Below are 19,903 nucleotides of genomic sequence, written 5' to 3'. Positions count from 1 at the left end.
TATTATCCGGCAATGAATTATTTGCTTATGGAAAATACTCTGATAATCATCCAGAATATTTCCTACGTTTTTCTAAAAACGTTCTTTTACACTTTTCTGATTTTGTTTATTTTCAAAATATTTAAAATAAAGGATTCGCAATCATTTATATTTCTTATGATTCTTGCAATGATTAAACCTTTTTCTTCTTCCCTGAAGCTCGGATATAGTTCTGATTTTTTTTCTGACAATGAAGTCCATTATTTTTTTGTTGAAAAAATAAAAAATATTTTTCATCCGGACGTAGCAGGAGACAGAGAACTATATACAATCGGCATGGTATTTGTTTGCATTTTTCTGGCAATTATAGTTATCGGAACTATATTTATCATATATCAGAATTCTTATAATCTGAGAAAATTAATGTATTCTCCGAATCTCAGCAGATGTGTGGATAAAGAAATCAATTTACTTGTAAAAAAATATTCCGGGATAATGAAAATAAATACCCCGGAAATATATTTTGCACATGGGAGCAATTTTGGATTTTTTACCATCGGACTGATTAAAAATATAATTATACTTAATACCGAAATATTTGACTTTCTTAATGCCGACGAAAGAGAAACCATAATTTTGCATGAACTTTCCCATATAAAGAGAAAGGATAATATCCTGAATATACTTCTTTATTATTTTAATCTTATCAACTTTTACAACCCGATATCTTATCTGATACATTCATTTGTAAAAGCGGAACAGGAGAAAGATTGCGACAGAATGGTATTAAAATACTCAGACAAAACAAACAAAGAATTAGCAGAGAATATTCTTACTTCATTAATAAAAATCAGAAATCTTTCATACGGATTTAAGTTCAGATGTCCGAAAGCAGCATCGTTTTTTTCGATATCCGGGACCATATCGGAAATGAGAATAAAATTAAGGATTAAGTCATTAATAAGCATGCAGAAAAACGAAACCGGGCTAAGTCTTTCTGTAAAAATACCTCTTTATATTATTTTTATTGCCCTGCTTTTTTATTGAATATTGTCCGGTTCCTGATATTGCGCAGTTATTCCTGAATGTTCATGGAATCTACTTTTGCGACGATAACAGAATCCACGCTTTTATCTTTTGTGTCATCAGTCATTCTTGCCGAACTTCCGTTCACCACAAGCACTTTTTCGCCTATACCGACTCCTATGGTGTCGACTGCCACTACAAATGGTTCAAGAAGATTATCATTGAGATCTATGGCTTTTACCAGCAAGAGCTTACTGCCATCAAGGCTTTTATCCTTTAAGGCGCATACCACAGAACCTATTACTTTCCCAAGTATCATTTAATTCCCCAGAATATTGATTTTATCTATTATTGCAATTACCGTAGCATCTGTCGGGACTTCTTCAGGGTCAAAAGCCCATGATGCTTCTTTTCCGTCTTCATAACCAACAAAATCGCCTATACCTGAAGATGTTGTGTCAACAGCAATTATAAATTTATCCGACAAGGTTTTTGTTTCCATATCAATCGGCCTGACTACAAGCAGTTTTTTCCCTTCAAGCCCTTTACATTTGACAGTGGAAACAATGTTTCCTATTACTTTTCCGTAATACATATACTAATAATACCAGTTCCTGCAATATAATAGTACTCAATAGTTTTTAAATAGCCGGGTGCTGTTTTAAACATAATTTTTTAATCTTTTGCGTGCGCTGATATAACCTTTTTTTACAACATATCTGCAGACCGGCTCTTATCTTATACCTGCATATCTTTTGGCTGACAGAAGAGTATTATTTAAAAGCATTGCTATAGTCATGGGGCCTACTCCTCCCGGAACAGGAGTTATTGCGCTGGCCTTGAGTTCTGCTTCCTGAAAATCAACATCCCCCACAAGTGTCGCACCTTTATTTTCAAAATCCTCTTTTCTCCATTCAAGCAGCTTTTTATCAGCTTTATCCTTTGTTATTCTGTTTATGCCGATATCTACTACAACTGCTCCTTCTTTTATCATGTCTCCTCTTATCAGACCCGGCTCGCCGACTGCCACTACGAGAATATCTGCGCCTCTTGTGTGTGATTTTAAATCTGCTGTCTCAATATGACACACTGTCACAGTGGCCCATTCATTTAGAAGAAGCAGGGCACATGGTTTCCCAATAATTTCACTATGGCCTACCATTGTGGCATTTTTGCCTTTAATCTCTATTTTCTCTCTTTTCAGCATTTCTATTACTCCGGCAGGAGTTGCGGGAACAAACCCCTCTTGCCGGGAAACAAGCCTCCCAAGGTTTACAGGATGGAAACCGTCTACATCCTTATCCGGAGAAATTGCATATAGTATTTTGTTTTTGTTTATATGCGGCGGCAGTGGCAGTTGAACCAGCAGGCCGTGTATGTCGTCTCTGCCCTGATAAAGCTTTATCTGTCTTAGTATCTGTTCTTCTGTTGCGTCTGTCGGCATTCTGGCAGTTTCTGAAAGAAAGCCGACTTCTTCGCAACCTTTCTGCTTGTTTGCCACATAAACTTTTGAAGCAGGATCTTCTCCGACAAGTATAACCCCAAGACCGGGTTTTACTCCTTTAACCCTGACAAGTTCTTTTACTTCTTCTTTTATTTCATTTTTTATTTCTGCAGAGATTCTGATTCCGCTAATCAATTCAGCCATTGCAAATTCTGACCTTTTAATCTTTTTTGATAAGAAAGCAATAAATGATCTTTGAAAAAAAATGATTAAAACAGACCTACAATATTGCCTTTTTCATCGATATCGACTTTGGTGCCTGCGGGTGTCTTTGGCAGTCCGGGCATTGTTCTCATTTCTCCAAGAAGGGGATAAAGAAAACCTGCTCCTATCGAAGTCCTTACATCCCTTATGGGTATTCTGAAACCTTTGGGCCTTCCTTTAAGGTTAGGATCATGGCTTAATGAAAGATGTGTTTTTGCCATACATATAGGTAACCTGTCAAACCCCTGCTTCGTATAAAGTGCAATTTTTTCCTCAGCTTTCTGCAGATAATCCACTCCGTCTGCTCCATATATCTTTGTGGCAATAATCTCTATTTTCTCTTTGATCGATGCTTCAAGGGGATAAAGGAATTTAAAATTGCCGGGTTTGCTACAAGCTTTTATAACAGCTTCTGCAAGCTCTTCGCCCCCTGCGCCGCCTTTTGCCCACACTTCGCTTACAACACATGAATCAGCTCCGGCATTCAGGGCTGCTTCCTTTACTGCCTCTATTTCTTCAGGAAAATCAGCTGTAAATGTATTTACCGTTACAACAGCAGGTATGCCGAATATTTTTATATTTTCAATCATTTTTATAAGATTTTCACAGCCTTTTTTCACTGCTTCCACATTTTTTGCTTCCATCTTTTCCCTGTCAACGCCTTTTCCGGGAATGAATTCAAAGCCTCCGCCATGCATTTTCAGTGCCCTGACTGTTGCTACTATAACCGCTGCCGAAGGTTTGAGTCCGCTGTATCTGCATTTGATGTTCATAAACTTTTCGGCTCCGAGATCAGCGCCAAAACCGCTTTCAGTCACAACATATTCTCCCAGCTTGCTTGCCATCATGTCTGCAAGAACGGAATTGTTGCCGTGAGCTATATTTGCAAAAGGACCGGCATGCACAAAACAGGGATTATGCTCTATTGTCTGAAGGAGATTGGGTTTGATTGCATCCTTTAAAAGAACTGTCATTGCTCCGGCGCACTTTAAATCTTCGGCAGTTACAGGCCTTCCTTCATAATCAGTTCCTATAACCATTCTTGCAAGTCTTTTTCTCAGATCCTTAAGGCTTGTTGTAAGTGCCAGGATTGCCATTACTTCCGATGCCACAGTAATATCATATCCTGTTTCCCTTGGAATTCCATTTACCTTTCCGCCAAGCCCTACTACTATATTTCTCAGCACCCTGTCATTGACATCCACGACTCTGTTGAGAGTTATGCTGTAAGGATCTATATTAAGATCATTGCCATGCATTATATGGGCATCAAGAAATGCAGCAAGAAGGTTATGGGCAACCCCTACGGCATGCACATCTCCTGTAAGATGAAGATTGAAGTCCTCCATCGGCAGAACCTGTGAATAACCTCCTCCGGCAGCACCGCCTTTTATTCCGAAAACAGGCCCCAGGGAAGGCTGTCTTATGCAGGTCACTGCTTTTTTGCCTATTCTGTTTAATGCCATTCCCAGGCCTATTGTGGTAACAGTTTTTCCTTCTCCCATGGGCGTTGGCGTTATTGCTGTAACGTCAACATATTTTGCATCTGGTTTGTCTTTGAATTTTTCAAGTACTTCAAGCTTTACTTTTGCTTTGTGTTTTCCATACAACTCAAGATCATCCTCGTTAAGACCTATTGATTCTGCAATTTCGACGATTGGTTTGATTTTGGCCGCCTGAGCAATTTCAATATCGCTTTTCAACTGCTCCCCCTTCTTTAATCATGGGTTTGATGATAAATTACAAACAAATTATATAAAAAAAATCCTTATTTACCAATTTTTTCACAAATACCGCGAAATAAATTAAAACACAGAAAAACAGCCCGCTGTCTTCTGTGCTTTAAAATAGAATATTTAATTTTTTCTTATCTTTATTTTATCGATATTATCGATAAAATTATCGTTCGATTATCTGCATCCCCAGGGAGGCTTCATCACTTGACTCGCCGATTGTAACAGATACTTCATAGGCTTTGCTTTTCAAATAAAGAAATGCCAGATCACCGTCATCGGATTTTGTGTACTGATCGGTTATAAACTCCCAGCCGGATAATTTTTCTTTATACCAGTTATAAACTTCTTCTACTGAGCCTTTGGTAACTATTCCCCAAACTGCATATTCGTTTTTGCCTGTTTCACCGTTTTTTGTCTTTGTCGACATGGAAAAATTCGTATCGGGATAAACAGGAACATCATTCGGCCAGCCTTCCGGCAAACTGATATTTTCGCCTATCTGTGTTTCTCCGCCTTTTTCGTCTTTTACAACTGCTCCGCCTTTTTCAAGATCAAGATCCACATTTCCGTCTGAAGATTTCTCAAGAGCTTTCTCAATAGCATTTTCAGCGATCTTTGAACCCACTCTTGCACAGCTTACAACAGGAATTACCAGCGATAATGCCATAATAAGACTTATTGCAATTAACAGTTTCTTCATTCCAATGCCTTTCTGTATTTTTAATTTTAAAGTCCTGGCAGTTAATAATATTATAATGGAAATTAAATTAAAACATACAAATATCTTCATAAAAAGCTTATTTGTTATTTATGTCAATTTTATAAAAACTCATGAAGGCTTCACTCGGTATTTCTACTTTGCCGATTTTCTTCATTTTTTTCTTGCCTTTTTTCTGCTTGTCCAGAAGTTTGTTTTTTCTGGTAACATCTCCGCCATACAGTTTCGCTGTAACATCTTTCCTTAAGGCAGAGACCGTTTCCCTGGCTATTATTCTTTTGTTTATAGCTGCCTGTATTGCTATTTCAAACATCTGTCTTGGTATTTCCTGTTTTAATTTTCTGACAAATTCCCTGCCAATAGAGTAAGCTTTGTCTTTGTGCACAATTACAGATAATTCTTCAACCTTGCTGCCTCCCACCAAAACATCCAGCCTGACCAGTTCAGACGCTCTGTAATCTTTAAATTCGTAATCAAGAGATGCAAATCCTGATGTTGCCGATTTCAGAAGATTAAAAAAATCAACTATTATTTCAGAAAGAGGGAAATCATAATGAAGCTCTACTCTACCAACAGAAATAAATTTCATATCTTTATATACCCCTCTTTTCTGATTGGAAAGCTTCATTATCTCACCTATGTACTCTTTGGGGGTAAGTATAGATGCTGTAACAAAAGGCTCTTCTATTTTCTGTATTTTTTCCTCTTCAGGATAATCTGCCGGACTTTTGACCACAACCACTTCACCATTTGTCTTGGTTATCCGATACACTACATTAGGGGTAGTTGTAAGCAGATGAAGGTTATATTCTCTTTCCAGTCTTTCCCTAACGATTTCAAGATGCAGAAGCCCAAGAAATCCCACCCTGTATCCTGAACCGAGAGCAACTGAAACTTCAGGTATGAAAATCAGGGAAGAGTCGTTCAGCTCAAGTTTTTTTAATGCATCCCTTAAACTTTCATAATCATCGCCGTCAATCGGATACAGACCGCAATAAACCATTGGCTTTGGTTTATTATAACCGGGAAGACTTGACTTTGTCGGATTGTCAAAAGAAGTAATCGTATCGCCTACTATTATTTTGTCGACTTCCTTTATTCCGGTTACAATATATCCGACTTCACCGGCAGAAAGACTGTCAACAGGAATCATTTTCGGTCCCATTACGCCTACTTCCTCAACTTCGGTGCAGTATCCTTCTGCCATAAATCTTATCTTCATATTTTTTGCAATTCGGCCGTTCATCAGCCTGATAAGAGAAACTACACCTCTATAAGGATCATAATTTGAATCAAATATAAGAGCCTGGAGAGGCTCATCTTCATTTCCGCCAGGTCCGGGAATATCAGTTATAATACTCTCCAGTATTTCTTCCACGCCTTCTCCTGTTTTTGCCGAAACTTTTAGAATTTTCTCCCCGCTGATTCCAAGAATTTTATCTATTTCTTCAGCCACTTCCTCAGGTCTTGAACTTTGAAGATCTATTTTATTTATAACAGGTATCAGCTCAAGATCGTTCTCCATTGCAAGATAAACATTTGCCAGAGTTTGCGCCTGAATCCCCTGGGTTGCATCGACAACAAGAACAACTCCTTCACAGGCTGCAAGGCTTCTTGATACTTCATAGGTAAAATCCACATGCCCCGGAGTATCAATAAAATTGAATCTGTATTCCTTACCGTCTTTTCTGGATTTATATACAACAGTAACGTAATGAGCTTTTATTGTTATTCCTCTTTCCCTTTCAAGATCCATATTGTCAAGATACTGCTCCAGCATATCTCTCGGACTGACAGTTTTTGTATACTCAAGTATTCTGTCAGCAAGAGTAGATTTTCCATGATCTATATGGGCAATAATTGAAAAATTTCTTATATAATTCTTTTCCGTCATAATTTTAATTATCCAGATGTCTCATTTTACAAATCGTTGCTTAATGGTTCTTGCAATAAAATTGGTTTCTTCCATTTTAAAAACATAAGTCAGGGCAATATAAAGAGCTCCTGCAAAAATAATAATTATAAATAAAAGCAGGACTGTCATAAAGTTATTTTTATCAAAAAATACATAAAGGAGTCTCCATGCAAAGTAAGCAAATGCAGACATAATAACTGAGGCTGCGCTTATTTTCAGATAGGAAACAATTATTTTTTTACCGCCCAGGTAGCCTATCTTTTTTCTCAGGATAATTATAAGCAAAGCAATATTGATGCCTGCAACCAGAGATGTCGCTAATGCGATTCCTGATATTCCCATAACCTTCATTAAAAGCCAGTCAAGCAGAAGATTGGAAGCTATAGAAGCAAGAGCAATGATCAAAGGAGTTTTTACATCTTTCAGGGAATAAAAAATCCTGTTTAAAGTCATTAGAAGACCAAAAAAAACAAGTCCTGCGCAATGAAAAACAAGTATTGTCGCTACCTTCTCCGTATCCATTGAAGTAAACTGATTTCTCTCAAACAGTACTTTTATTATCGGACCGGCAAGTATTATCATACCGGCGGTGGCCGGGATCATTATGTATCCTATCTCTCTTACAGCAATGGAAAAACTGTTTTTTAATCCCGTAATGTTTTTATCGGCGGCCTGCTTTGAAATAAGCGGATAAAGAACCGTAATAACTGCTACTGAAAAAACACCAAGAGGCAGATTTGCCACCCGCCATGAAAAAGTCAGGGCTGTTGTGTTTCCTGCCCCCAGATTTAAGGCAAAAAAATTATCAATACTGTTATTTATCTGCACAGCTCCCAGACTGAGCATTATAGGAACCATCATTGAAAACATTTCTTTTACTGCATCATTTTTAAAATTTATCTTAAACCTGTACTTCAGGTCAATGCCCTTAAGCCCCGGCAGCTGTATCAGGACTTCCAGGACAGAACCGATTATTATTCCTATGGCCATGCTTATAATTCCTATCCTGCCTGCCAGAGCTACAACAAAAATTATTGATACTATATTCATTATCATGGGAGCTATCGCAGGGACTACGAACTTGTTATGACTGTTTAAAATGCTTGTCAGAAGTCCGGCAATGCTCATTATAACCAGAGAAAATATCATAATCCTGTTCATCATTGAAAAACCGGCGATATCCATATTATTCCCTGATATTCCGGAAAGAAAAGAACCGATGGGATTTGAAAAAATAAAAATAATCAGTGATATGGCTGTAAATACAACAATAAAAATATTTGTGACTGATGCAACAAAATCATTCAGCTGATCCCTGTCATTTTTTTTAAGATAAAGCGCGTATATAGGAATAAAAGCAGCAATTATAATCGATTCGGCAAAAAGCACCCTGAAAAGATTGGGTATAAAATACGCCCATGTAAAAGCATCAGTATCATAAGTGATGCCAAAATAGCTGGCAGTTATCTGATCGCGCACAAGTCCGCTTGCTTTAGAAAGCAGAGTGGCGATCATAACCAGAAAAGTCGCATTAAAAATTCCTTTTCTTAAATCTGATTTTTCTCTGGTTTCCATTAATTTATAATCCGGATAATAAGATATTAATCAGGTTTTTCCGCCGTATTTCCTTATTTTAACCTGCATTTTAAAGCTATTATATTGCAAATAACGTATTATACCATTTTAATATGCGTATTTTAATCAAATAAATATTTTTATTTTTTTAAAAAAATGTTAAAATGACCACTTGTTTAAAAACCATAATATGGAGAATTGATAATGCCAAATATCAAGTCACAGGAAAAAAGAGACAGGCAGAACATAAAAAGAGAATTAAAAAATAAATCTTTGAGAACAGAAATTAAGAGTACAAGAAAGAAAATAGCTGCCGACATTGAGCAGAAAGATGCACAGATCCTGCAGGACAACTTAAGCGCTTATTTCAAAAAGCTCGACAAAGCTGTTAAAAAAGGTGCTGTACACAAAAATTTTGCAGCAAACAAAAAATCAAAAGCAGCAAAGCTTGTTAATTCTGCTTCCGGAGAAGAGAAATAAAAATCTAATTACTTTTTATCTGTTATAAGCTGAAGATTCAGGATGAGACTGTTTAAATAGACTTTTGCAGAAAAACTGCTTTTTGACTTTATTTTGATATCAAACTCATTTAAGCAATCCAATACTCTTATGAGCTCATCATAAGAGTATTTTTTTTCAAATCCCTGATACTTCCTGATTATAATGTTTATAAAATAAGGCTTTGCATTTATATTTTTCTGCAGATATTTTGCAGCGCTGTCTGTCCCGTCTTTTTCAGACTTAAGATAAAGCATTACCTTAAACATCCTGTACAAATTGCTTATTACTGTTATCAACAATGTGTTATCGGCTGATGAACTTCCCTGAATCAGATCAGGTATCATGTTTACCGCTCCGGGAAAATGTTTTCCGCCTATGTTGTCGATAAGCTCAAAGATAGTGCTTTCAGTACTCCTTGAAACAAGTGACTTTATTTTTTCTTCATTTACTATTCTTTTATCGTCAAAATAAACATTTGATAAAATTTTTTCATATTCATTTTCAAATAAAATAGGATCTTCTCCAATATTTTCAAGAAAAAGATTTACTGCATTCGGTGTAAACCTGACTTTGTTCAAATCGTTTTTTTCAGCAAGTCTTTTTTTTAAATCTTCACTTATCGCTTTGTCTATCTTGATCAGCTCACCCCGGGCGCCTGCTTCAGGAATCATTGATATTATTTTTCTTGAATTGCTGCAGCAAAGAAAAATTATGGAATTTTTTCCAAAACCGGGATTGGTTTTTATATAGTCTGATAAAAAAGACAGAATATCTCTGGAAACTTTATCTGCGTTCTTTACCGTCAGGACTTTCCGGAGCGAAAAAAAAGAAGGGGTGCTTAAAAAATTAAAAAGATCGTTTACTATTACATCATCATTTTCGTCAATAGATTTAAAATCGCTTACCGCATCAATTTTGGTTCTGAAATAATTTTTTATCTCCTTTATTTTCTTGTCGATTATTTTTTCGCTTCTACTTTCAATCAGATAGATCGGTTTTAATTCCTCAAGATTTTTATTTTTTAAAAATTTTTCCATTTATTTTTTCTGCTTTGATAGATATCAAATAGATTATACTACATTTTTTTCTTTCATTTTGTATTTAAAAGATAAAAAATAGTTTGCAGACAGCAGAAGCATGAAAAGCAGCATGTAATAAATGAAAATATTTAAGGGTCTGTTAAAAAATTTTGTTTTGATATAACCGAATGAAGACTCTGAAAAAAAATTCGATAAATTAATAATCAGACTAATGAGCAATGAAGCCGGTTTTAAAAAAATATAGCCGGTTGCTGGCAGGAATAATGCCAAAACAGAACCTGCAAAAAGAAGCAGAAGAATAAGGTAAAAGACAGGCGAACAGACCATATTTGATAAAAAAGATAAAACATAATATCCTCTGAAATAATAAAATGACAGAGGGAGTATAAAGATATTAACCGATGTATTCAATATCAGTATCTTTACAAAATAATTGCCTGTCAGATGTCTTCCTTCGGAAAACAAAAAAAATATTTTTTTGATAACCGGACTTACAATAATTATTCCCGCAGTTGCTGCAAATGAAAGAATAAATCCTGCATCAGACAAAAATTCCGGATTAATAAGAAGCATTGCTATAAGAGTCATGCAGAGTACATTTTGAGAATGATTGTATTTTCCAAAATTTCTTGAAACAGAGTAAATAATAAAAAAGAAAGAAGCCCTCATCATCGCAGCTTTCAGACCAACAAGAATATTAAATGCCAGAAGTAGCAGAAAACATAAAAGATTTGCGGTATTTCTGAATTTTGTCGATTTTAAATAATCAGCTCTCGACAGAAAAAAAGAAATTATTGAAAAAAGAATTGAAAGATGCAGGCCCGAAATTGCAAGCATGTGATACAGGCCGCTTTTTGTAAAAGATTCCCTGAGAGCCTGGCTTAATTCCTCCTGATTTCCCAGCAATACGGCTGATGCAAATGTATAATTTCTATAAGAAAAGCACTCTCTGAATTTTTCAGAGAGAAAGAAAAACACTTTTTGCCTTACAGTATAAAACTTGTGTAAAAAAGAAGAGGCTTTTTCCTTCTCAGCTTTTTCTGTGCAGAAAACTAATAATTTTTCTCCTTTTTTACCGACATATGTTTTAATATCTTCTACACTTATTTTAATGATGTCGTCCCTCATGACGGCAGGTTTTTTATTTCCCCCGGAAGCCATGCTTATAAAAATATCATTTATATTTTCAAGATAATGCCTGTTGTCTGAGAGTCTGTCATTGAAGATAATTGTAGAATTGTCGAGGTTAAAATAATAATTACCGGTTCCTGCACGGGGATGAGATGCAACCCTTCCGGATATCTCAATGCTGCAAGCTTCTCTCAGGCTGTCTTTATTTATTAATTCATAGATATCCTTGTGATTAAATAATTTAGAAGAAAAAGACCGGCCTGCAGACAAAAATGAAAGCAGCATAAGCAGCACAAGAAAAACCGTTAATATATAAAAGGAGAATCTGTTTTTTGAAAAATTTTCTTTTCCGGAGAAAATGACAAAGGCAAAAATTAATAAAAAAACGATACCGGAGATTAGTATCGGTAATGAAAGAACGGAAATTTTCTCTTTTATGTTTCCGGACAGTTGTCTGAAAATAAATATCCCTGAAATGACCGCAAGAGAAAATAACAAATAAGAATGTCTCAGATAACTCAAGTGCTTTATTGATCAAACTGATTTTTAAAATATTTTATAAAATTCCCCGGTACTCAGACTGTTATCATATCTTTTATATCACTGAATTTTTTATCGCCTATTCCGCTTACTTTCCTGAGCTCATCTACGTTTTGAAAGCCGCCGTGCATCTCCCTGTATTGTATAATCCTTGACGCAAGTTCACTTCCGATTCCAGGTAGCGTTTCGAGCTCTTTTTTTGAAGCATAGTTGATATTTATTGTTTCAGTTCCATGGTTTTCGCAGATTGCTGCATTATCTTCACCACCGGAAAAAACAAAATCTTTGCTTTCTTCAACAGATGGGATATACACTTTTTGTCCATCCACCAGTTTCTGGGCAGGATTTATCAGTTCCAGACAGGCATTTATACCTGTTCCTCCGGCAGCTTTTATAAGATCATTTATCCTTGAACCATCAGCAACCTCATAAACTCCGGGGTTGCTGATCTCTCCACAGATAAAAACTACAAGCGTTCTTTTTTCCTGACCGGCAGAAGATGTATTCCCATCTTTTCCCTGTGCAGCCGGCCGGCTGCCTTCTTCCTGAAAAATATCCTGTCCATCACTTTCCCTTGATTTTGAGACAGCCTCGAGAATATTTTTCTTTATCCTGTTTTCGCTGTTCTGTTTTACAAGTATTATTGCAAGAACAATGAAAGAGATCAGCAGCAGAAAGAAAACTGATATGAAAAACTGTTTCAGCTTTTCATTTTTTATATATAAAAATTTAAAAAGTATTCTCTGTAAGAATTCCCTTGGTTTCATTCTGAATTTCCCGGTATTGGTTAAAACTGCCCGGACAGAACTAAAGTATTTCCGGAATCTGGTAAAACAGAATTGAAACATATAATAGCATATTTGTGTATTTATGTAAATATATAAGTTGAAATAATTATCTGAATATATAAACTACTTCAACCCCTGATCTTACTTCTATCTCCTGCGGAAGTATTTCGGGAGCAGCCACGTCTGCTGCATTAGCTTCCTCTTTCCTCATATAATAAACAGGATTTATAAAGCTGGTGCCTGTTTCGTTTACCGAGAATATTTCGACTATATCTGCAGCCATTGCTTCCGCAATAGCTTCGGCTTTAAGATTGGCATCTTTCATAGCTATTGATAAAGCGCTGTTTTTGGTTTCTTTCTTAAGTTTTTCACTTAAATCATAATTTATTGAAGATATTTCATTTGCTCCGGCTTCAATGGCAGCAGCAATAATATCTCCTGTCTTTTCAAGGCTTTCAGTAGTTATTCTGAGGCTTGATACCGTCCTGTAAGCATAAATTGAAGGGGGCATATTCTCCACATAATTATAAAGAGGGTTAAGATTAAAGCCCTGGGTTTCTATTTCAATATCAGCTATCCCCAGGCTGGAAACGGCATTTATTACACCCTGAACCCAAATTGTATTCTCATTTACAGATTCAGTGCTTGAAGGTTTTTCAGTTATGACTGCAATAACTATGTCGACAAGATTAGGGGCTATTTTTAATACCGATTCGCTGGAAACTGTTATTGTCTTCAGGCTTGCAGCCTGTTTTATCTCAGCTGTTTCCTCTCCGTAAACAGTTTCTCCCTTAATCTTCTCTTCTGTTTCTGAAATCGTATATCTTGGCGGTTTGGAGCCTATGCATCCGGTTAAAATCACAGGAAGCACTGAAATAATAATAAATATAAAAATAAAAAAACTTATAAACAATTTATTTTTTCTCATCTTTTAATCCCCTGTCTTTTATATTTAAAACCATAAATTATAGTTTCCAGCCATTATCAGATTAAAAATTTCGATCTTATCCGGCAACAATATTATATAGCTTGTTTTTGACAAATATCTTTTTTATTACTTTTTTATCCCCGATGTTTTCCATTATTCTGGAAGAAGAAAATGCATACCTGCTGACTTCTTCTTCGCTGCAGTCCATCGCAAAATCCTTCTTTTCCCGGATTTTTCCATTCACCTGGAATACTATTGTTATTTTTTCCTCTTTCGCCAGTTCAGAATCATATTCCGGCCATTCAGTTTTATGCACACTGTTTTCCATGCCAAGCTTCTCCCATAGTTCCTCCGCTATAAACGGAGTAATCGGCGAAATAAGCCTGATGATTTTTTCAGTTGTTTCAAATAGAAGCATGTAGTCAGAATTATCATCATTCTTTATGGAATTATACCGGCTTATCGAATTCATAAGCTCCATGATAGCGCTTATGGCAGTATTAAAATTAAACCTGAATATATCATCAGTAACTTTTTTAATTGTCTGATGCAGTTTTCTGGCAAGTTCCTTTGAAGGTTTGTCCGGATAATCCGGAATTATCCCGGTTCTTTTTTGTATTGCAGCATTATTTCTCTTTAAAAATCCGCTTTTTTCCAGTTTCCTGATATTTTCAGTAATTATCCTGTAAAACCTTCCTAAAAATCTGTACGAACCTTCTACACCTTTGTCATTCCAGTCAACAATGGAATCAGCCGGTCCGATAAACAATATATAAAGCCTGAGAGTATCTGAGCCATATTTATTATAAATTTCCGAAGGATTTATAATATTTCCCTTGGACTTGGACATCTTTTGTCCGCCAAGAGTAACAACTCCATGCGGATAGTATCTGATAAAAGGTTCTTTGAAATTAACAAGCCCCGCATCAAAAAGCACTTTTGTAAAAAATCTTGAATAGATAAGATGCATGGTTGCATGTTCTATGCCGCCTATATACTGATCAACAGGCATCCAGTAATCCGCATCTTCTTTTCTGAAAGCTTCTTTATCATAAGAAGGACTGCAGTACCTGAGAAAATACCAGGAAGAGCATACAAAAGTATCCATGGTATCAGTCTCTCTTTTTGACGGAGAGCCGCAGACAGGACATGCGGTATTGACAAACTTTTCACTGTAAGAAAGAGGAGAAAGTCCTGTGGGCCTGAAATCAACATCTTCCGGCAATATCACAGGCAGATCTTTTTCAGGCACGGGTACCATGCCGCATTTCTCGCAATAAATGATCGGAATCGGAGCGCCCCAGTATCTCTGTCTGCTTATCAGCCAGTTTTTTAATTTATAATTTATTTCCGCATTTCCTATATTGTTTTCATTTACAAATTTTATTATTTCCTTTATGCCTTCCGCAGAATCCATACCATCAAATCGGCCGGAATTAACCATTTTGCCTTTGCCTGTAAAAACTTCCTTTATCTCAGCAGAGATTTTGCCTGTCGGTGAAATGACTTCCCTTATTGGAATCCCGTATTTCTTTGCAAATTCATAATCTCTTTCATCATGCGCAGGAACTGCCATAATTGCTCCGGTGCCGTAATCAGACAGAACATAGTTTGCAATCCATACCGGAACCTTTTCGCCGCTTACAGGATTGATTACATATCTTCCCGTAAACCCGCCTATCTTTTCTGCAATTACTGAACCTCTTTCGATATCCGTCTGCTTGGATATAAGTTTCTTTAATCTGTCGATTTCTTTCCTGATTTCTTTATCTGTCACTATTTTTTCTACAAGAGGGTGTTCCGGAGACAATATAAAGAAAGTCACCCCGAAAATGGTGTCAGGCCTGGTTGTAAATACAGGAATAAGAACTTCTTCATTTTCATCATCAAGCCTGAAATTTATTTTTGCGCCCTCGCTTCTGCCAATCCAGTTTTTCTGTATGGTCAGAACTTTGTCAGGCCATCCTTTAAGAAGCTCCATGTCATCCAGAAGGGCCTGTGCGTAATCGGTGATTTTGAAATACCACTGTGAAAGATTCTTTCTTGCAACCTCGCTGTCACATCGTTCACACTTTCCATCCACCACCTGCTCGTTTGCAAGAACTGTCTGACATGAACCGCACCAGTTTACAAGTCCTTCTTTTTTTTCTGCAAGACCCATTTTGTAAAGCAGAAGAAAAAACCATTGGGTCCATTTATAATATTCAGGCTCGCATGTAATTACCTGCTCTTCAAAGTTATATGTCATTCCCATTTTCATTAAAGCTTCTTCCATTTTTCTTATATTAGTGAAAGTGCTTTTCTTTGGATGAATACCGCTCTTTATCGCTGCATTTTCAGCCGGGAGACCGAAAGCATCATAACCCATGGGATGAAGAACATTAAAACCTTGTCTGCTTTTTATTCTTGCAAGAACATCTCCTATGGCATAATTTCTTGCATGACCCATATGAGGTTCTCCTGAAGGATAGGGAAACATTTCAAGGCAGTAAAATTTGTCCTGCTTTGAAGGATCTTTAAGATTATTGGTACCGTCTGCCTTCCATTTTTCCAACCATTTTTTCTCTACTGATTTGCTGTCATACCCTTCATTAACAAAATTATTATACAATTTAAAAAGTCCTCTCTAAATAAAAAATGAATTTTATCTGATTACAGCCACAGATATTACTGGTTTTCCCACTCAACAGTTTTCGAATCTTTCCAAAGTCTTTCGAGGTCATAGAACTGCCTGAACTCTTCGGTAAAAATATGAACGACAAAATCATCATAATCCATAAGAATCCAGTTGGCGTCTATTGTACCGGAAGTACGGATAGGTAAAAGCCCGAATGGTTTCAGGCTTACTTTTATTTCATCTTCAAGGCTGGATGTCAGCCTCGTATTTTTTGCGCCTATAATGATGAAAAAATCAGTAATAATAAGACGATTCTTCATTTCAAGTATGCTAATGTAGTCTGCACCTTTGGAGTCTGCAAGCCTGGCAACATATCTGACAATATCTGTAGTATTTTCCCTGTCTAATTTTAAGCCTTTGGTTAAACTATTTTCCCGTTCTTTTATTTCTTCTTTATGTCTTATTTTTACCTCACTTTGCAGTATAATCTTTGCCAAGTATAACACTTATCTTGACATTATCCGGATTACTGTCGGAATATTTGATAACCCCTGCGCCCAGTTCTTTCTGTATCTGTTGAGCAATATTATTTATAAGATCGGTATTTTCAAAAAATATTATTTCTGTTTCCGCGTAATTGAAATTAGCCGCATCTTTGACTTCTGATACCTCTATCAGCTTTTGTACTGAATTAAGATTTTTCTCAAGCTGGGCTTTTGCTTTGCCTGCAAGACCCGCTGTACCGACACCGTTCAGTATGTTTATTTTAACAGCTTCTCCCTGCTGGGCTGTCGTTTCGCTTGTCTGTTCTTTTCCATAATCGGCTCCGATTATTATTACGATGTTCTGTGTCGGAGCATCGCTGTTCTGAGTTATATTACCTGCTTTTAATATTGTTTTAATTTCTTCTGCAAGAGCCATATAGCTTGCATCTGAAGAATTAACGACTATCTGCGTAGCAGCATAGTTATAATTATCAGCATCCTTTGCCTGAAGAACATTAAACTTTGCAGTCCCGTCATTATATTTTAAATCTTTAAACAGGCCGCTTACCTTGCCGGCTATACCCGGAGTTCCGACTCCGTTAAGTATCTGCAGGTCAGCAGTAACTTGATTAAATATTGCAATTTCTGTTCCCGGTTGCTGTACATCAAAAATAGAACTTAGTCTTGATATATCCGGCACATAGAAGATATTTCCTCCCTCAAGCTCAACAGAGGTCACATCCAGAGGATAGGCTGAATTGCTTTCAGCCGGCAGTTTTGCAAACGTTGAAAACAGCTGGAATATTTCTTCATCAGAGAGATTGGTCTCATAAAAATTTGAAACAGAATTCAGATTCTTCTGAAGATCTTCATCATTTTCACCATTCACAGCTATAAGTATTGCATCGAATACTTTTTTCTGATTGACTGTCTGGTTTATAGGTACATCTTTTACCGTTCCGCTGTAATATTTCAGATAGCTCACTGCTGCTGTCCCGTTTAATTTGTTGTCTCCTGCCTGTAGTGCTATTTCTTCATCATTTTCAAAATTGTTTATAATCAGATCGGAATCAAGATTTATATTAACTCCACCGATTTTGTCAACTATGCTTTTTATATCAAAAATAATATATCTGTTCACATCCATGGCAAGAGCTTTCTTCAGTGTAAGCATCAGAAGATCCATTCCTCCGAATTCAACTGCTTTGTCAGTGCTTTCAAGCCCGAATCCGGGTATATCCATCAAAGTATTGACCGGAATGGTCAGACTTGTCAGCTTGTTGACTTTGCTGTCAAATCGGGAATAAAAAATAAAATTGATATCCGGTTCAAGAAGATTTTCTCTTGCTCCTGCAACTACCATGCTTATATCTTCCGTAAGTGCAAGATTTGCCGGAACATCGATAGGTTCATTCACAGAAGTAGTTGTTTCGCCCTCCCCGGCTGAAAATTTGTTTTTAAAGAATTTGAAAAGGAAAAAAGCTCCGACTGCGATTATTGCAATTATTATAAATATAATAATTGCAGAAGATATGATTTTTCTTTTTCTTTTTTTCTGCTTTATTTTTCTTGTTCTCGTTGAGTACTCATCAGGATCTATCCCTGAAGGAACATCTTCATTGTCTGAATAATTAAAATCATCATCCTTGAAGAAATCATCTGCAAACCTGTCTTTATATCTGTTCAGATCCCTATTATCCTTCCTGGAACCATATTTATAATCATCTTCATCATAATAATTCTTGTCATAATTACTTTTATCATAAACATCTTTGTCGTAATCATTCCTCCCGAAGTCTTCTCTTTCGAAATTTTCTTTTTCATAATCATCGTCATAGAAATTATTTTTTTTAAAACTACTTCCGTGCTTTCCCCTGTAATAATTGTCTCTGTCCTGATCTTTCTCTTTTTCGAAAAAGTAGTCATCCTTTTTTCTGTCTGAGAAGTAATCATCATCATTGAATCTTCTATCATCTGGGGCCATCTGAAAAACCTCCATAAAGTCTACAGATATTATTCCAAATATTAAAAGTCTGGCTGTAAAAACTTTTATTTCTTCTTATTATATAAATTATATTATTTTTATAAACTTCTAGTAAACATAAATCAATATTTTTTAAAGATATTTCCCTTAAGTAATCTATATCTTCATATTGTCTGCCGTATTCTATTTTATCCGATATATAAACTATTTTGTCAACCAAATCCATTCCAAGTTTCCCGGTAGTGTGGTATTTTACTGCTTCAATTATTTTTCTGTCTTCAATACCAAGCTCCTCCTCTATAAGAAATGAACCGCTGAATCCGTGCAGAAGTGCATCTATTTCCAAATCCTCAGATTTTATCTTTATCTTGTCTTTATTCTTTAAAGCAATTGCCCTTTGTGCATTAATAGCAAGCTTTTTGCCATAATCATGCAGAATTGAAGCTGAGCATATCCTGAAATAGTCTCCCGCACTGACATTATTCCTTTCTGAAAGCATAGAGGCATATTTTAATGTATTTACTGAATGCCGATAAAGATCCGGGTCAAGATTCTTTTTAATCAGAATGTCATAATTTCTTATAATGTTCTTTTCTTCTTCGCCCGTTTTTAATTTATAAATATAATCCATGTTTGAATATGTATTTGCTGACTCCTTCAGGTACAAGGTAGTCTATCGGCCTGCCCCCTCTTACCCTTTCTCTTATATCTGTAGAAGAAATGGCAAGAGCAGGAACTTCCATAACAAGTATTCTGCTGTCAACATTATTTCCGGTTATTCCGTGGAGATCTTTCTTTAATTCCTCCAGCTTAAGCAGATTGTAACCGGGTCTTGTAGCAGCAATCATATAGCAGAGATTAATTATCTCCTTAGTTTTTTTCCATGTGAGAATCTCAAGAATAGCATCAGCGCCCGTTATAAAAAAGAATTCCGCACTCTCACCATATGTTTTCTTTAATTCTTTTAATGTGTCTATTGTATAGGATTTTCCCTTTCTGTCTATTTCTGTCCTTGAGACCAAAAAATTACTGTTTGAAGATGTTGCGATGACGGTCATAAGATATCTGTGTTCGGCGATTTCTTCCTCATGATAGTCTTTGTGCGGAGGATCTCCCGAAGGTATGAAGATTACTTTTTCCAGACTGAACTGGTTTAATGCTTCTGCTGCAGTCACCAGATGGCCGTGATGTATGGGATTAAAAGTTCCGCCCATTATTCCTATCTTCATTTA

19 protein-coding genes are annotated in these 19,903 nt (G+C 36.3%); 3 read left to right on the top strand and 16 right to left on the bottom strand.

Annotated features, from left to right (window positions below):
- Positions 1–156 precede the first annotated feature (156 nt).
- On the top strand, positions 157–1,026 hold the full coding sequence (locus GXZ93_02155; protein ID HHT78588.1) for a M56 family metallopeptidase: 870 nt from the start codon (positions 157–159) through the stop codon (positions 1,024–1,026).
- Between the two features lie 28 nt (positions 1,027–1,054).
- Here GXZ93_02155 and GXZ93_02150 read toward each other — a convergent pair whose 3' ends face one another.
- The 7 genes from GXZ93_02150 to murJ form a co-directional block, all read right to left on the bottom strand.
- On the bottom strand, positions 1,055–1,324 hold the full coding sequence (locus GXZ93_02150; GenBank protein HHT78587.1) for a EutN/CcmL family microcompartment protein: 270 nt from the start codon (positions 1,322–1,324) through the stop codon (positions 1,055–1,057).
- Positions 1,325–1,600: a EutN/CcmL family microcompartment protein gene (locus GXZ93_02145; GenBank protein ID HHT78586.1), complete on the bottom strand. Its 276-nt coding sequence runs from the start codon at positions 1,598–1,600 to the stop codon at positions 1,325–1,327.
- Positions 1,601–1,738: 138 nt separating this feature from the next.
- Positions 1,739–2,653 (bottom strand): bifunctional 5,10-methylenetetrahydrofolate dehydrogenase/5,10-methenyltetrahydrofolate cyclohydrolase, encoded by a 915-nt coding sequence (locus GXZ93_02140; protein ID HHT78585.1) that lies wholly within the window; start codon positions 2,651–2,653, stop codon positions 1,739–1,741.
- A 65-nt stretch (positions 2,654–2,718) separates the two neighbouring features.
- Positions 2,719–4,416, bottom strand: coding sequence for a formate--tetrahydrofolate ligase (locus GXZ93_02135; GenBank protein ID HHT78584.1), 1,698 nt, complete (start codon positions 4,414–4,416; stop codon positions 2,719–2,721).
- A 196-nt stretch (positions 4,417–4,612) separates the two neighbouring features.
- Positions 4,613–5,149, bottom strand: a complete 537-nt coding sequence (locus GXZ93_02130) for a hypothetical protein (GenBank protein ID HHT78583.1) — start codon at positions 5,147–5,149, stop codon at positions 4,613–4,615.
- 97 nt (positions 5,150–5,246) lie between these two features.
- Entirely contained in the window at positions 5,247–7,061 is a 1,815-nt protein-coding gene (gene lepA / locus GXZ93_02125) for an elongation factor 4 (GenBank protein HHT78582.1), read from the bottom strand.
- Positions 7,062–7,082: 21 nt separating this feature from the next.
- Positions 7,083–8,657: a murein biosynthesis integral membrane protein MurJ gene (gene murJ, locus GXZ93_02120; GenBank protein ID HHT78581.1), complete on the bottom strand. Its 1,575-nt coding sequence runs from the start codon at positions 8,655–8,657 to the stop codon at positions 7,083–7,085.
- Positions 8,658–8,861: 204 nt separating this feature from the next.
- On the opposite strand from murJ, the gene rpsT reads away from it, so the two are divergent.
- Positions 8,862–9,137 carry a 30S ribosomal protein S20 gene (gene rpsT / locus GXZ93_02115; protein ID HHT78580.1) on the top strand — a complete coding sequence of 92 codons (276 nt, stop codon included), beginning with the start codon at positions 8,862–8,864 and terminating at the stop codon, positions 9,135–9,137.
- Between the two features lie 8 nt (positions 9,138–9,145).
- Here the strand turns inward: rpsT and GXZ93_02110 are convergent, their stop codons facing one another.
- Positions 9,146–10,195, bottom strand: coding sequence for a hypothetical protein (locus GXZ93_02110; GenBank protein ID HHT78579.1), 1,050 nt, complete (start codon positions 10,193–10,195; stop codon positions 9,146–9,148).
- Positions 10,196–10,228: 33 nt separating this feature from the next.
- Positions 10,229–11,623 (bottom strand): ComEC/Rec2 family competence protein, encoded by a 1,395-nt coding sequence (locus GXZ93_02105; GenBank protein HHT78578.1) that lies wholly within the window; start codon positions 11,621–11,623, stop codon positions 10,229–10,231.
- A gap of 64 nt (positions 11,624–11,687) precedes the next feature.
- On the opposite strand from GXZ93_02105, the gene GXZ93_02100 reads away from it, so the two are divergent.
- A complete protein-coding gene (locus tag GXZ93_02100) occupies positions 11,688–11,831 on the top strand; it encodes a hypothetical protein (GenBank protein ID HHT78577.1) in 144 nt (47 codons plus the stop codon).
- Between the two features lie 73 nt (positions 11,832–11,904).
- On the opposite strand, the gene GXZ93_02095 is transcribed toward GXZ93_02100, so the two are convergent.
- The 7 genes from GXZ93_02095 to GXZ93_02065 all read right to left on the bottom strand — a co-directional run bounded on the left by GXZ93_02095 (position 11,905) and on the right by GXZ93_02065 (position 19,900).
- The gene (locus tag GXZ93_02095) at positions 11,905–12,636 is read right to left on the bottom strand and encodes a competence protein ComEA (GenBank protein ID HHT78576.1); all 732 of its coding nucleotides are present in this window, start codon (positions 12,634–12,636) and stop codon (positions 11,905–11,907) included.
- A 127-nt stretch (positions 12,637–12,763) separates the two neighbouring features.
- Entirely contained in the window at positions 12,764–13,585 is an 822-nt protein-coding gene (locus tag GXZ93_02090) for an SIMPL domain-containing protein (protein ID HHT78575.1), read from the bottom strand.
- A gap of 76 nt (positions 13,586–13,661) precedes the next feature.
- Positions 13,662–16,196: a leucine--tRNA ligase gene (locus tag GXZ93_02085; protein ID HHT78574.1), complete on the bottom strand. Its 2,535-nt coding sequence runs from the start codon at positions 16,194–16,196 to the stop codon at positions 13,662–13,664.
- A gap of 56 nt (positions 16,197–16,252) precedes the next feature.
- The gene (rsfS, locus tag GXZ93_02080; GenBank protein HHT78573.1) at positions 16,253–16,699 is read right to left on the bottom strand and encodes a ribosome silencing factor; all 447 of its coding nucleotides are present in this window, start codon (positions 16,697–16,699) and stop codon (positions 16,253–16,255) included.
- Positions 16,674–18,671, bottom strand: coding sequence for an LCP family protein (locus GXZ93_02075; protein ID HHT78572.1), 1,998 nt, complete (start codon positions 18,669–18,671; stop codon positions 16,674–16,676). Before GXZ93_02075 ends, rsfS begins: the two co-directional genes overlap by 26 nt.
- Entirely contained in the window at positions 18,658–19,302 is a 645-nt protein-coding gene (locus GXZ93_02070) for an HD domain-containing protein (GenBank protein HHT78571.1), read from the bottom strand. Before GXZ93_02070 ends, GXZ93_02075 begins: the two co-directional genes overlap by 14 nt.
- Entirely contained in the window at positions 19,286–19,900 is a 615-nt protein-coding gene (locus GXZ93_02065; protein HHT78570.1) for a nicotinate-nucleotide adenylyltransferase, read from the bottom strand. Before GXZ93_02065 ends, GXZ93_02070 begins: the two co-directional genes overlap by 17 nt.
- Between the last annotated feature and the right edge of the window lie 3 nt (positions 19,901–19,903).

This window comes from Actinomycetota bacterium (assembly GCA_012837825.1).
Taxonomy (GTDB): domain Bacteria; phylum Actinomycetota; class Humimicrobiia; order Humimicrobiales; family Humimicrobiaceae; genus Humimicrobium.
The sequence above is the reverse complement of the archived record's forward strand: the minus strand, read 5'-3'. Positions and strand labels throughout refer to the sequence as shown.